A 14,093-nucleotide genomic window follows, 5' to 3' on the forward strand; every position below is an offset into this window, starting at 1 on the left:
CTCGGCCCGTCTGGTGATCGATCAGCGCAGGTTCACGTTCATCACGATGGGGCAGTGGTCGGAAGTGCCGAGCACCGGATCACTCTTGCCGGCCGGTGCGGCCAGGCTTTCGCCGGAGGCGCCGATACCGACCTTCTGAGCGCCTGAGACCTTGGCCTTGAGCTGCTCCGAGACCACGAAATGATCGAGGCCGATGGCGTTGCGGCAGCCGAGGCCCGAAGGCTCGCCCAGTGGTGCCATCTCTTCGCGCTTCAGGGCCTCGGTCTTGGAGCGCTCGCACAGCGCGGCCAGCTTGGGCTCGAGCTTGCACTCGAGTGACACCAGGCTGGCGCGGGTGTTGGCGGGCTCGCCGTCGAAGACTTCCTTGAACAGGTTTTGTGTCTTCACGCCGGCCGGCAGCGGCTTGGCGAGGTCGGTCGAGCCATCGCTGCGCAGCGGCTTGGCGCCCTCGACCTCGTTGGCCTCATGCCAGAGGTTGCGGTTGAAGTCGCCGAGCACGATGAACTGCTCGGCGTTGGCAGCCAGCTTCTCGACCGCGGCCTCGATGGGTGCGACCTGGCGCTGCAGGACAGGGCAGGGGTCGGTGAAGCGCTCGTTCGTGCGGTCCTGGTCCAGGCGGCCACGGCCGTCCAGCGGGCTCACGCAGCTGGACTTCAGGTGCACGGTCATGAAGCTGGTGCGCTTGTCGCCGGTCTTGAGCGTCAGCACGAGGCCGGGGCGGACCTGGTCCTTGTCGGCCACGGTCGGCAGGATCATCGCGTCCTCGGTGCGGCATTCGCCCGCCCCGAGCTCCTTGCGCCAGGCGAAGGCCAGACGCTGGACCTTGAAGCGGCCGTCGAAGGAGCAGACGTCGTAGCGCTCTGCGGCGGTGCCCAGGGCCTCGCGCACGGCGGCCGTGCCGGAGACTTCCTGGAAGGCGATCACGTCGGGCCGCACGTCGCGCTCGATGATCTCGGCGATGTGCTTGTTGCGTTCGGCCCAAGCCGCCGGCGTGACGGCCAGCTTGCTGCGGTCTGCCGCTTCATAGACGCCGCACGGCGGCATCCTGGACAGGTCCACGCCCTCCAGCTGCGAGCGCGATTCCTTGATGAACCAGCCGACGGTGGCGCCGGCCGTGCCCTCGGGCACGACATGCCAGACGCCATCGCTGGCGCTCTTCTGGTAGGACTTGCCGCATTGCGCCAGCCAGGCCGGCAGCTCGGCGGTGGAGACATGCCAGCCGAGGTTCCAGCTGGCGACGCGCACGCTCTGCGCGGCGGCCGGGGTGGCGAGGGTCAGGGTGGCGACGGAGGCCAGCACGGCGGCCAGGGAGGACAGCGAGGGGTACTTCATGAGGAGGTCCGAAAAGGTTTGCGACTGCGGCGGCGCGATGGTAGCGGCTGGATGCGGCGCCGTCGTTTGCGCAATCGGGGCGGCGGCGGACTTTGCACTTTTTCACGAAGTTCCACTGGATGAAGGAGGAATCCCGCGCGACCTGGGGATCGCGCTGTCCCCCACACAGGCGGCTGGCCCTCAGAATGCAGCTATCGATCGGTCTACAGCAACGGAGCGGGCCCCATTCATGCGACGCAGTGGTCGGAGATTCTTTTCATCCCTGGCGGGCGCGGGCCTGTACCTCACGGCCCAGGCGCTGGGCCAGTACCTGGGCGCGCTCGGGATTCCGCACAGCTGGGTGAGTTTCCTCGGTGTCCGCGGCAGCCTTGGTGTGCAAGTCGGCGAGGCCCTGATCCTGGCGCTGCCGGTCTTGCTGGTCAGCCTGACCTGGGCCTGGCTGACGGTGCGGCCCTGGGGGGGCGCGCGTCATCCGCACACGGCCTGGTGCGTGGGGGGCTGCGTCATTGCCGCCGTGGGCTCATTGCTGGCCGGCGTGGTCAGTTTCTCGCTGAATCCGCCGGGCTATGAGGTGCCGGTCAGCTACATGCTGCTGCGCTACAGCCAGGCGCCGTTGTGGGGCGTGCAGAACTCGCTGGCAGCCTTCGCAGGCCTGACGCTGGCGGTGCTGGCCGTCAACCGCTACATGCGCCGCCATTCCAGCCGTACCCGCAGCCCCATCTACCGGCCGGGCCGCGCCCTGGGCCCGGTTCCGACCTCGAGCGGCAAGCCGCGCTGAGCGACCTCAGACTTCCGCCAACATGGCGCGGCCCAAGGCCTCGGCCACTTCGATGCCATCCACACCGGCCGACATGATGCCGCCGGCATAGCCCGCGCCCTCACCGGCTGGGTACAGGCCCCGGATGTTCAGGCTCTGGTAGTCCTTGCCACGCGTCACGCGCAGCGGCGAGGAGGTGCGGGTCTCCACGCCGGTCAGCACCGCATCGGCCATGTCGAAGCCCCGGATCTGGCGGCCGAAAGCGGGCAGGGCCTCGCGTATCGCTTCCAGTGCATAGGTGGGCAGGCTGCCGCGACCCTTTTGCTGCAGGTCGGTCAAGGTGACGCCCGGCTTGTAGGACGGCTCGACCGAACCGAAAGCCTTGCTCCGCTGGCGCTTGATGAAGTCGCCGACCAGCGAACCCGGTGCCAGATAGCCGCCTTCGCCCAGCTCATAGGCGCGTGACTCCCAGATGCGCTGGAAGGCCATGCCGTCCAGCGGATTGACGAGGCTGCCATCCGTCTTGCCGTCCTGGCGGTAGTCCTCGGGCGTGATGCCCACGACGATGCCGGCATTGGCATTGCGCTCGTTGCGCGAGTACTGGCTCATGCCGTTCGTCACCACGCGATTCGGCTCGCTGGTGGCGGCCACCACGGTGCCGCCGGGGCACATGCAGAAGCTGTAGACCGAGCGGCCGTTCTTGGCGTGGTGCACCAGCTTGTAGTCGGCAGCGCCGAGGATCTCGTTGCCGGCGTTCGGCCCGAAGCGGGCCTTGTCGATGATGCTCTGCGGATGCTCGATGCGGTAGCCGATCGAGAAGGGCTTGGCCTCCATGTAGACGCCGCGCTCGTGCAGCATGGTGAAGGTATCGCGGGCGCTGTGGCCTAGGGCCAGGACCACGTGGTCGGTGCGGATCTGTTCACCCGACTCCAGCGTCACGCCCCGCACCTGCTCGTTCTCGATCAAGAGGTCGGTCACCTTCTGCTGGAAGCGGATCTCGCCGCCCAGGGCCTCGATGTCGGCCCGCATCTTGATGACCATCGAGACGAGCCGGAAGGTGCCGATGTGGGGCTTGCTGACGAAGAGGATCTCCTCCGGCGCGCCGGCCTTGACGAACTCGGTCAGCACCTTGCGGGTCAGGAAGCGCGGGTCGGAGATCTGGCTGTAGAGCTTGCCGTCCGAGAAGGTGCCGGCGCCGCCTTCACCGAACTGCACGTTCGATTCGGGATCGAGCCGCTGCTCGCGCCACAGGCCCCAGGTGTCCTTGGTGCGCTGGCGCACGTCCTTGCCGCGCTCCAGCACGATGGGGCGCAGGCCCATCTGGGCCAGGATCAGGGCGGCGAAGATGCCGCAGGGGCCGAAGCCGATGACCACGGGGCGCGGCCGCTCGGCGGCATAGAAGTCGGCCGGCGCATGGCCGATGAACTTGTAGCTCGTGTCCGGCGTGGCCTTGATCTGGTGGTCGCCAAGATGGCTGGCCAGCACGGCGGCTTCATCGGCGAGCTCGCAGTCGATCGTGTAGATCAGCAGCATCGCCGTCTTCTTGCGCGCGTCATAGCTGCGCTTGAAGACGGTGAAGGACTTCAGGGCCGAGTCGGCGATGCCGAGGCGCTGGACGATGGCCGGGCGCAAGTCGGCTTCGGCGTGGTTCAGCGGCAGGCGGAGTTCGTTGATGCGGAGCATGGTCAGGGCTCAATTCGAACGGTGGAAATAGTACAGGCCCTGCCGGAACCGGCGCGGGCCTGTAGGTACAGCTTGAGGGCCTGACGGCCCTGGGTTCAACCCGAATGGGGACGCTTGCCCGGGTTCTTCTTGCTGCGGGTGTGCGAACCACGCTCCAGGCTGCTGCGTTGGCCGGCGCCCATGCGCGACGGCGTGCCGGCCAGGCGCGGGGTGGCGCGGCGGTCGGCTTCGGTCTTGATCTTGTTGCCCATGATGGCTCCGATGAGTGAAAAGCGAAGCCGGACCCTGGAAGGTCCGGTCTGGGGCGGGATTCTAACCGGTCGCGGCCGTGACAGCCCGGCGGGGCGGCCGGCGTGATGATCCACCCATGGGAACCCTCTTCTTGGTGCGCCACGGCCAGGCCTCGTTTGGCGCTGCGGATTACGACCAGCTCAGCCCTCTCGGTGCTGAGCAATGCCGGCGCCTGGGGGCCTACTGGAAGGCCCGCGGCCAGCGCTTCGACGCGGTGCTGCGCGGTTCGCTGAAGCGCCATGCGCAGAGCTATGCCGGCATCGCGGAAGGCCTGGGCGGCCTGCCCGAGCCGCTCATCTGGCCCGGGCTGAACGAGTACGACAGCGAGGCGGTGGTCAAGGCCATCCACCCCGGGCCGATTGCACATCCGAAGACGCCGGAGGAGGTCAGAAACCACTTCCGCCTGCTGCGCACCGGCTTGCTCGCCTGGATGCGTGCGCAAAGCGCCCCGGCAGGCATGCCTAGCTTTGCTGAGTTCTCGGCAGGTGTGGCCGGCGCGCTGGATCACGTCCGCGCGCACCATGCCGGGGGTCAGGTCTTGATCGTCTCCAGTGGCGGGCCGATCTCCACGGCAGTCAGTCAGGTCTTGGCAACGCCGCTGGAGTCGGCCATCGAGCTGAACCTGCGGATACGCAATAGCGCAGTCACCGAATTCGTGTTCACCGCCCGCAAGCATTCGCTGCTGACTTTCAATACGCTGCCCCATCTCGACGGCGCGGACGCCTCCTTGCTCAGTTACGCCTGAAACGCGGACCCTGCAGCAGAGCGCGGATCGCCAGCGATCCCTGAACCCTGCTAGCAAGGAACGTTCGATGAAGACGGCAAGCCTGAACCACTGGATGACCTGCCTGGCATTCCTGTCGGTGATCAACGTCACTGCCCAGGCCGCCGAGCCGGCTGCGAGTGATCCGCCGCGCTTCATCATCGCGCTGGAGACCACGAAATTCGACCCTAGCGAGCTCGAATGGCCGCTCACGTTCGCGCGCGACCGCGACATGAATATCAACCTGTACTCCATGAAGGACGTGGCGCGCAGGATCGATTGCCAGTGGCGCAACCCGGCAGACAAGAGCGATTTCCGTGCGATATCGCTCTGGAAGGGCCGGCGGCCGGACCTGAGCTTCGCCACCGACAAGGATTCGAAGGATTACGCCATGGGCCGCTTGACGGCCGACATTGCGATTGACCAGTGCCCGGCGACCTGGGGCGAGGCCGTCACGCTGGTCTGGGGCCCGAACGCTGTGAAGCAGCTGCAGGCTTCGGCTCAAAAATTCCAGCGCCGCCAGGATGAGCTGAAGGCCTCGGGAGAAACGGAAGAGCAGCGCTCCGCGCGTGAAGCCGTGCAGGCCTGGCAGGCCGAAGCGCGGGCCTTGCCACCGATGAGTGTGGCGCAGGAGCGTGAACTGGCTCAACAGATCGAAGCGGAACTGAGTCGCCTGGAATCCAGCATCGACGGCCTCAACTCCAGGCCCTTCAATGACCTGCTGAAGGGCCCATTGGGCGACCGCGTGGTCCGGCTTTCTCAAATGGCTTACGTGAAGTCGGCCGGGTTGAATGCGAGCGGTGCCGGCAGGGCGGCCTTCGATGCCTGGGATAACAGGCTCGGTGGGCCGGCACTGACGGCGATCAACCGCATCGAGAAGATCATCCACTACCGCATGAACCGGCGCCTTCGCTTCATGGAGCTGAAAACCTCCGACGATGCGCAACGCGAAATGGACAGCTGGGGCAATGTGGAGCTGCAGCGTTTCAAGCAGGGCCGCACTTTCCTGATGGCCTTCATGACGGAGAAGCTGGCTGGCAAGTCGCTGATCGATCCGGCCTTCCTGAAGAAGATCGCCAGCGATCTGGAGCGCGACCGACCCAGCGGCGACCCGGGTCGCCCGTACTACCGGCATGTGCCGGCCGAGCCCAAGCCGGCCTGGACCATGACACCCGAGGAGCAACAGGCGCAGGACAACGGCAAGATGCTGAGTGGGGCTGTTGCTCTGGTGCAGGGCATTGGGGACCTGATCCGCCTGATCGAGAAGATGGATGGCGATGTGCGCGAGTCCCGCGAGGCTTTCTGGCAGTGCTATGCCACGCGCTGCAAGGAGGCCGGCAAGGCGTTCTACGCGTATTCTTCGGCGCTGAACGCCAAGGACCAATGGATCATCTTCCGACCTGTGGTGACGCCTGCTCTGATCGCGCGAGGCATGTCCTTCCTCGGCGATACCAACGTGGACGGGGGCAACATTCCTGGCTGCGTTGCCGAGATGGACGGGCTCAACAAGGCGATGTCGCCCAAGGTACCGCTGGGCGAACTGGATTCGGTCGGCCGAGCCAAACTGGTGATCGCCTCGATGAAGAGCCCCGCCTACGCCGCCTGGCAGGGCTGCCGGGACCGCATGGAATACATCCTGCGGCCCCGCTTCCTCTGAAAAATGAAACAGCCACTCAGGGCTTGACGAACTTCAGCGTCATGCGGTCGCTCTCGCCGACGGCTGCGTACTTCTCGCGGTCCTTGTCCTTGTTGGTGAACGTCGGTGGCAGGGCCCAGACGCCGCCTTCGTGGTCGGCCTTGTCCTTGGGGTTGGCATTGATTTCGCTGCTGGCGGCGAGCTTGAAGCCCACGCTCTCGGCCGCCTTGATCACGTAGGCCGTGCTCATGTAGCCGCTCGGGGCCTTGTCGTCCTGGGCTTTGCCAGCCGGCAGGCGGTGCTCGACGACGCCGAACACGCCGCCCTTCTTCAGCGCATCGAAGGCGCCCTTGAAGACGAGGGCCACCTTGTCGTCGCCCATGGCCATCCAGTTGTGGATGTTGCGGAAGGTCAGCACCAGGTCCACGCTGCCGGCGGGCGCGAGGCTGGTGTCGCCGCGGGCCACGTCGAAGGTGCCGATGCGGGTCTTGTCGTAGAGCTCGGGCTTGGCCGCGAGGCGGGTCTTCAGGCGCTCGACGCCAGCCAGCGCGTTGGCCGGGGCCGTGGGCACCACGCCGGCGCCCAGGATCAGCGTGCCCTTGTCGCGCAGATAGGGCGCCAGGATCTCGGTGTACCAGCCGCCGCCCGGTGCCAGCTCGACCACGGTCTGGTCGGGCTTGATGCCGAAGAACGTCAGCGTTTCGTACGGGTGGCGCCAGGCGTCGCGGGCGCTGTTGGCTGCGGCGCGGTGTGTGCCGGCGATGGCGGCCTTCAGTGCGGCATCGTCGGCTTGGGCCGTGCCCACCAGGGCCACCGCCGTCATGGCGGCGCAGATCCAGGTCTTGATCATCATTGCAGCGTGCTCCGTGGAATGAATGAGGAGGAAAGAAGAGAAGGCGCCGAGTATGGCGCTGCATCAAGACCTGTGCTGGTCGTCATTCGCCCGGCATGGCCTCGCGCACCAGGCGCATGCCGACCAGGGTGTAGCGGGTGTCGGGGGCATTCCAGTTGCGGTAGCTGGAGCGGGCATAGAAAGCCCAGGTGTGCCAGGAGCCGCCGCGCCTCACCTTGACGCCGCCATCTGCCGGGCCTTGCGGGTCGTCCACCGGTGAATGCTTGTAGTAGTCGTCGGCATGCCAGTCCGACACCCATTCCCAGGCATTGCCGTGCATGTCGAAGAGGCCCCAGGCGTTCGGCGCGAAGCGGCCCACCGGCGCGGTGAAGGCATAGCCGTCGCTGCCCTTGAGCGCCATGGCCTGCCAGCGCGGCCAGTAGCGGGCGCTGTCGGCGTCGAAGAGATTGGCCGCCTGCAGCAGCGTGGCTGGGTCGTCGCCCGAGTGGTAACGGCTGCGTGTGCCTGCGCGCGCCGCGTACTCCCATTCGGCCTCGGTGGGCAGGCGGTAGCGCCGGCCTTCGGTCTTGGTGAGCCAGGCGGCCAGGGCCGCTGCGTCGTTCCAGGTGATGTTGACGACCGGATGGTCCTCGCCCTGCGGGAAGCCGGGGTTGCGCCAGGAGTAGCGCTTGTCGCGGCCCTCGAAGGCATCGCCGCGCCGGGTGGTGCTCGGGTCGTAGTCGGCGCGCCAGCCATAGCCGCCGGTGCCGTCGGCCTCCGACTCCGGCACATAGCCCGAGGCCTCGACGAAGCGCCGGAACTGGCCCACCGTCACCTCGTGCCGGCCCATCCAGAAGGCCTTGGTGATGCGCACCCTGTGCACCGGGCCCTCGTCCTGCAGCAGCTCGAAGCGCTCGCGCGGCAGTTGCGGATAGGCCCGCGCCAGGCTCTCGGGGCTTTCCTCGCTGCCCATCAGGAACTCGCCGGCCGGTATCTTCACGAAGCCCATGCCCAGCGTGTTCGCTGGGGTCTGGGCGAGGCCAGGGGCGATGAGCGAAAGGGTCGTCAAAAGGGCCGTCAGGCCGAGCAGGGCTTTCATGTGCCGATGCTAGGCGCGGGGCGATCACCGAGAATCGGGGCTTATCTCTAGCGCTTCCGCCCCTCGCTCTCCAAGATCTCCCGATGTTCAGCCACCTGCTTGCCCCCGATGCCCCCGACGCCCTGCAGCGCTTCATGCGCTTGCTGGAGACTTCGCTCGCCGACGGCACGTTCGCCAAGCTGGTGCTCAGCAAGCCGGTGGGCGAAGACAAGACGCTGCAGCGCCTGATGCTGCGCGAGGTGCAACTGCGCGGCGAGCGCCAGCTGTCCTTCCTGTGGCGGCACCAGACGCGCGACATCACCAAGAACCACCCCATCCCCGAGGCCCTGCGCCTGCTGGTGGATCTGCTGGGCGCCGAGTTCCACAACGCCCACCTGGTGGCCGGCAGCCAGGAGGTGCAGCTGGCCTTCAGCCGCAAGGGCAAGCCCAGCCTGCGCGTGGGCAAGATTGCCGCCGCACCCGCCCAGGAGGAGCAGCAGGGCCACGACCGCGAGAAGCAGCGCCTGCTGCAGATCGACAGCCCGTTCTGGACCGACCTCGCGCTGACCCACGAGCTCAAGGGCGAGCGCCAGCTGGTGCCCGCCATGGCGCGCAAGTGGAAGCAGATCAACCGCTTCACCGAGATTTTTTCCAGCGCCTTCAACAACTCGCAACTCGCCGCCAGCCCCGATGTGCACGTGGCCGACTTCGGCTCCGGCAAGGGCTACCTGACCTTTGCGATGCACGACTGGCTGAGCCGCCAGGGCAAGGACGCGCAGGTGGTGGGCGTGGAACTGCGCGACGACATGGTGGCCCTGTGCCGAGGCGCGGCAGAGAAGCACGGCCTCCTGGGCCTGCGCTTCGATCAGGGCGATGTGCGCAGCTACACGCCCGCGCGGCTCGACGTGATGATCGCCCTGCATGCCTGCGACATCGCCACCGATTTCGCCATCCATCTCGGACTGCGCGCTAGGGCGCAGATCATCATGTGCTCGCCCTGCTGCCACAAGCAGCTGCGGCCGCAGATGCAGCTGCCGACCCAGCTCAGGCCCATGCTGCAGCATGGCATCCACTTGGGCCAGGAAGCCGAGATGGTGACCGACTCGCTGCGCGCCCTGCTGCTGGAGGCCGAGGGCTATGACACACAAGTGTTCGAGTTCGTGGCGCTGGAGCACACCAGCAAGAACAAGATGATCCTGGCGGTCAAGCGCCCCGGCGTGCAGCCCGAGGCGCGGCGCCAGGAGGTGCTGGCGCAGATCGAGGCGATCAAGCAGTTCTACGGCATCCGCCAGCAGGCGCTGCAGGAACTGCTCTGCGCGGCCTGAGCTGGGGGCTCTAGTCGGCGCCCTGAGCGACAGTCTCCACTTCGTTCAGCTGCTGCCAGCCGCGCGAGGCCAGGCCCAGCAGCACGATGCCGCCGACCAGCGGGACCCCGTAGACCAGCACATCGGCCACCGGGCGGAACGAGCCCAGCTTGTCCAGGTGATAGCGGCCGTGCATGGCGAGCAGCAGGGGCGCGGTCCACAGCGCGGCACTGCGCCACACGCCGGCGGTCTGGCCCAGCACCTCGCGGCCAGCCAGCAGGAACAGCGCCGAGGCCACGAACACCAGCGTGTAGAAGGTGCCCATGATGGGCTGGGCCTTGCCCAGGAGTTCCATGTTGGCCCAGCAGGGCAGCCACAGCAGGCAGCAGAGGCCCAGCACCAGGGCCGACTTGCGGGCGCGGCCCACAGCGAGCGTGTCATTGAACTCGACCGACCTCTTCAGCGCCGGCAAGAGTGCCAGGCCCACCACGCCGGTGATGGCGTCGACCAGCAGCGTCGTCGGATAGCCCCAGGCCTCGGCCGCGATGCCCTGCCAGCTGGCGGCGATCGAGATGGCCAGGTTCTGCATCGCCATGTAGGCGGTGAATTGGGTGGCGGCAACCTTGGGATTGGTCACGTCCATGTAGATGGCCGAGCGCGTGCCGTACATCAAGCCCTGGAAGGCGTTGTACCAAAGTGAGGCGATCCACAGCGCCGTGACCAGCTCCGGCTGGGCCGGCCCGCCCGGCTCACGCGGCATCACATAGCCATGCTGCTGCAGCTTCCACATCAGGTAGAGCACCGGCGGGCTCATGCCCAGCGTATAGAAGAACAGCGTCGAGCGGCGGCCCAGCTTGTCAGACAGGAAACCGCCCAGCACCATGCAGGCGGCCGAGAGGATGAGCGTGACGCCGGTGAGCGAGCCCACCTCGTCGTCGCTCATGCCGAGTTCGACCGCCAGATTGGTCTGCAGTGCGAGGCCCAGCGACATCGCGCCGGCCGGCAGGATGGCGAAGAACACGCCCGAGAACGCGCCCTTGCTGCCCACGAAGGAGCGGAAGGCATCGACCGAGAACTTCTTCATCTCGGCCATAGCGCCGCGCAGGCCGCCCATTGCCCGGTCCGCGCCATCGACCAGCGCTTCCTTCATCGGCAGCACGACGAAGCCGGTGACGGCGAGGATGCAGGCCGCGACGAAGATGAAGGTCGGCTGGAACCCGAACCAGCTGCTCAGGAACAGCACGCCGCTGCTGCCGACGGCCTGGCCCACGGCGGCGCCGGCGAACATCAGGCCGTTGGCGAGGCCGCGCTCGTCTTCCTTCAGCGTGTTGCAGGCGAGTGCGTCGATGGCCACGTCCTGCATGGCGCCGAAGCTGTTGTGGATCAAGAGGATGGTGGTGAACAGGCCGAGGCTGGCGGGCAGCGGTACCAGGATCAGCACCATCAAGGTGACGGCCATCATGATCTGCGTGCCGAGGATCCAGCCACGCCGGTGGCCGAGGGTCTTGGAGCGGAACACATCGATGAAGGGGCCGAACGCCCACTTGAAGGCCCAGGGCAGGTAGAACGAGGCCACGAAGGCCCCGATCTCCGCCGGCCCCACGCCCTGGCGGCGCAGTTGAGCCGCCACGGCCGTTGCGGCGAAGCCCAGCGGAATGCCTTCGGTCACATACAGCAGGAAGAAGGCCGCCAGGCGGCCACGGCTGGTGGCCAGCAGATTGGGGAGTCGCATCGGGAAAGGGCGCCGTGGCGCAAGCGTCGCGGCGAGGCGGATGTTGTCAGTGCGGGCGATTATCGGCAGCCCGGTCTGGCCCGGCGGACAGGTGATTCCCTGTCATGCACCCCGAATCGGTGGGGGCTGAAAGCCATGTCCGAAAGAGAAAAAGGCGGGCCTCTTTCGAGACCCGCCTTCAAGAGCGTGGACGCCGCCCAAGGACGCCTGGAGCCGAGGCTCAGGTATGGGGCTGCGGCGTGCGTCGCCGTGACAGCGCAGGGCAGAGCAAGCCGCTAGCAGCTCGCGGCCTGGGCGCCGTTGATGAACGTGGGAGAGTGCCGGGTGCAGCGACCGTCAGTGTCGCGCCCGGTTCGGGGAGAACCGGAAGGCCTGGAGGCGGGCGACTGAGATGGTGTGTTGCTGTGCTGGCATGGAAGCTATCTTCGCGCCGCCCGAAAACGACAAAGCGGCGAAGAACGCCGCTCTGTCCAGCTTTTATTGATGGCCTCAAAAGCGGTTCAATAAACCGCTTTGCAAAAACTGGCCTTATCGAGGTTTGTCCCTTACTTCGAGTCCATGCCGAAGGTGTGGGCAAAGAAGGCCAGCATGTCGGCACGCTCCTCGATGATCTTGGAGGTGGGCTTGCCGGCGCCGTGGCCGGCGGCCGTCTCGATGCGGATGATCTTCGGGGCCGGGCCGGTGTCGGCGGCCTGCAGCGCAGCCGTGTACTTGAAGCTGTGCGCCGGCACGACGCGGTCGTCATGGTCGCCGGTGGTGACCATGATGGCCGGGTAGTTGCGCATCGAGCGCACCGTGTGCAGCGGCGAGTAGGCCTGCAGGGCCTTGAACTGCTCGGCGTCTTCGCTCGAACCGTAGTCGGTCACCCAGGCCCAGCCGATGGTGAACTTGTGGAAGCGCAGCATGTCCATCACGCCCACCTGCGGCACGGCGGCGCCGAACAGCTCGGGGCGCTGGTTGACCACCGCGCCGATCAGCAGGCCGCCATTGCTGCCGCCGTTCACGGCCAGCTTCGAGGGCTGGGTGTACTTGTTGGCGATCAGCCATTCGGCCGAGGCGATGAAGTCGTCGAACACGTTCTGCTTCTTCAGCTTGGTGCCGGCCTCGTGCCAGGACTCGCCGTACTCGCTGCCACCGCGGAGCGAAGCGATCACGTAGACGCCGCCCATCTTCATCCAGGTGGCGGCGGTGACGCCGTAGGTTGGCGTCATGGCCACGTTGAAGCCGCCATAGGCGTACAGCAGGGTCGGGTTCGTGCCGTCCAGCTTCAGGCCTTTCTTGTGGGCGATGAAGATGGGCAGCTTGGTGCCGTCCTTGCTGGTGACGAATTCGCGGCGGGTCTCGAACTGCTCGGCCTCGAACGGGGTCTTGGGCTTCTGGAACACCGTGGCCTGGCCGGTGGCCACGTCGTAGCGCCAGATTTCCGAGGGCGTGGTCAGGCTGGTGTAGCTGAAGAAGGTCTCGCTGTCGTTCCACTTGCCGCCGAAGCCGCCGCCGCTGCCCACACCGGGCAGTTGCACGTCGCGCACGAAGGCGCCGTTCTTGGCATGGACCTTCACGAGCGTCGAGGCGTCACGCAGGTAGCTGATGAGGAAGCGGCCACCCACAGCATGGGCGCCGGTCATGGTGTCGGCCGTCTCGGCCACCAGGGTCTTCCAGGCCTTGCGCTCGGGATGCTTCAGGTCGATGGCGATCAGGCGGCCGCGCGAGGCGCCCTGATCGGTCTTGACGAAGACGGTGCTGCCCTCGTTGCCCACGGCCTGGTACTGGGCGTCGAAGCTCTGGTCGATGATCTGCACCTTGGTCCCGGCCACATAGCTGCCCTTGGCCAGCGGCAACACGGCCATGCCGTTCTTGCTGCCGGCACCCTTCCAGATGCCGATGTAGACCAGGCTGCCGTCATCGCTGACCTCGGCGCCGAAGCCCCATTGCTTGTCGTCCTTGTTCTCGAACACGAGCTGGTCGGCCGATTGCGGCGTACCGAGGCGGTGGTAGTAGAGCTTCTGGAAGTAGTTGGCGCCGGTCAGGGCCGCGCCGGCCTTGGGTTCGTCGTAGCGCGAATAGAAGAAGCCCTTGCCGTCCGGCGTCCAGCTGGCGCTGGAGAACTTGACCCAGCGGATTTCGTCCGCCTGGTCCTGGCCGGTGGCCAGGTCGCGCACCTTCCAGCGCTGCCAGTCCGAGCCCGATTCGGCGATGCCGTAGGCGATCAGCTTGCCGTCCGGCGAGGGCACGAAGCCCGACAGCGCGACGGTGCCGTCTTTCGAGAGGGTGTTGGGGTCGAGCGCCACCATGGGCTTGTCGCCGAGCTTGGCGGCCGTGTAGTAGACGCTTTGCTGCTGCAGGCCGTCGTTGCGGGTCCAGAAGTAGCGGCCGCCTTCCTTGAAGGGGATGCCGAATTTCTCGTAGTTGTAGAGCTCGGTGTAGAGCTTGCGAGTGGGCAGGCGCTGCGGCATGGCCTCGAGGAACTTGTCCGTCACCGCGTTCTGGGCCTTGACCCAGGCGGCGGTCTCGGGGCTGTTGTCGTCCTCGAGCCAGCGGTAGGGGTCGGCCACGCGTTGGCCGTGATAGATGTCTTGCTGGTCGACCTTGCGCGTGGGCGGGTAGCTGAGCGTCTGGGCCGAGATGCTGGCGGCAAGGGCGATCAAGCCCAGTGCAGCAACGGTGGATTTCATGCGGTGTCTCCTC

At 66.8% G+C, this 14,093-nt stretch carries 11 protein-coding genes; 4 read left to right on the forward strand and 7 right to left on the reverse strand.

The genetic code is table 11. The annotated features are described in order from the left end of the window. Positions 1–21: 21 nt before the first annotated feature. The gene (locus J7U46_RS20185; protein WP_282828994.1) at positions 22–1,332 is read right to left on the reverse strand and encodes an endonuclease/exonuclease/phosphatase family protein; all 1,311 of its coding nucleotides are present in this window, start codon (positions 1,330–1,332) and stop codon (positions 22–24) included. Positions 1,333–1,561: 229 nt separating this feature from the next. On the opposite strand from J7U46_RS20185, the gene J7U46_RS20190 reads away from it, so the two are divergent. Continuing rightward, the gene (locus J7U46_RS20190) at positions 1,562–2,110 is read left to right on the forward strand and encodes a hypothetical protein (protein WP_282828995.1); all 549 of its coding nucleotides are present in this window, start codon (positions 1,562–1,564) and stop codon (positions 2,108–2,110) included. Between the two features lie 6 nt (positions 2,111–2,116). On the opposite strand, the gene J7U46_RS20195 is transcribed toward J7U46_RS20190, so the two are convergent. Next, positions 2,117–3,772 (reverse strand): NAD(P)/FAD-dependent oxidoreductase, encoded by a 1,656-nt coding sequence (locus tag J7U46_RS20195; RefSeq protein WP_282828996.1) that lies wholly within the window; start codon positions 3,770–3,772, stop codon positions 2,117–2,119. Between the two features lie 95 nt (positions 3,773–3,867). After that, positions 3,868–4,023, reverse strand: coding sequence for a hypothetical protein (locus J7U46_RS20200; protein ID WP_282828997.1), 156 nt, complete (start codon positions 4,021–4,023; stop codon positions 3,868–3,870). A 116-nt stretch (positions 4,024–4,139) separates the two neighbouring features. Here J7U46_RS20200 and J7U46_RS20205 point away from each other — a divergent pair, with 116 nt between their 5' ends. Continuing rightward, positions 4,140–4,808 (forward strand): histidine phosphatase family protein, encoded by a 669-nt coding sequence (locus tag J7U46_RS20205; RefSeq protein ID WP_282828998.1) that lies wholly within the window; start codon positions 4,140–4,142, stop codon positions 4,806–4,808. Positions 4,809–4,875: 67 nt separating this feature from the next. Beyond that, positions 4,876–6,483 (forward strand): hypothetical protein, encoded by a 1,608-nt coding sequence (locus tag J7U46_RS20210; protein WP_282828999.1) that lies wholly within the window; start codon positions 4,876–4,878, stop codon positions 6,481–6,483. Positions 6,484–6,499: 16 nt separating this feature from the next. Here the strand turns inward: J7U46_RS20210 and J7U46_RS20215 are convergent, their stop codons facing one another. Next, positions 6,500–7,315 (reverse strand): methyltransferase, encoded by an 816-nt coding sequence (locus J7U46_RS20215; RefSeq protein WP_349239499.1) that lies wholly within the window; start codon positions 7,313–7,315, stop codon positions 6,500–6,502. An 82-nt stretch (positions 7,316–7,397) separates the two neighbouring features. Next, positions 7,398–8,303, reverse strand: a complete 906-nt coding sequence (locus J7U46_RS20220) for a formylglycine-generating enzyme family protein (protein ID WP_282829163.1) — start codon at positions 8,301–8,303, stop codon at positions 7,398–7,400. 173 nt (positions 8,304–8,476) lie between these two features. On the opposite strand from J7U46_RS20220, the gene J7U46_RS20225 reads away from it, so the two are divergent. Next, complete coding sequence (locus J7U46_RS20225; RefSeq protein WP_282829000.1) at positions 8,477–9,697, forward strand: SAM-dependent methyltransferase; 1,221 nt, start codon at positions 8,477–8,479, stop codon at positions 9,695–9,697. A gap of 10 nt (positions 9,698–9,707) precedes the next feature. On the opposite strand, the gene J7U46_RS20230 is transcribed toward J7U46_RS20225, so the two are convergent. Beyond that, positions 9,708–11,408 (reverse strand): MFS transporter, encoded by a 1,701-nt coding sequence (locus J7U46_RS20230; protein ID WP_282829001.1) that lies wholly within the window; start codon positions 11,406–11,408, stop codon positions 9,708–9,710. A gap of 545 nt (positions 11,409–11,953) precedes the next feature. Further along, positions 11,954–14,080: a prolyl oligopeptidase family serine peptidase gene (locus J7U46_RS20235; RefSeq protein WP_282829002.1), complete on the reverse strand. Its 2,127-nt coding sequence runs from the start codon at positions 14,078–14,080 to the stop codon at positions 11,954–11,956. Positions 14,081–14,093: the final 13 nt, after the last annotated feature.

This window comes from Pelomonas sp. V22 (assembly GCF_030014915.1).
Classification (GTDB): Bacteria; Pseudomonadota; Gammaproteobacteria; order Burkholderiales; family Burkholderiaceae_C; genus JAUASW01.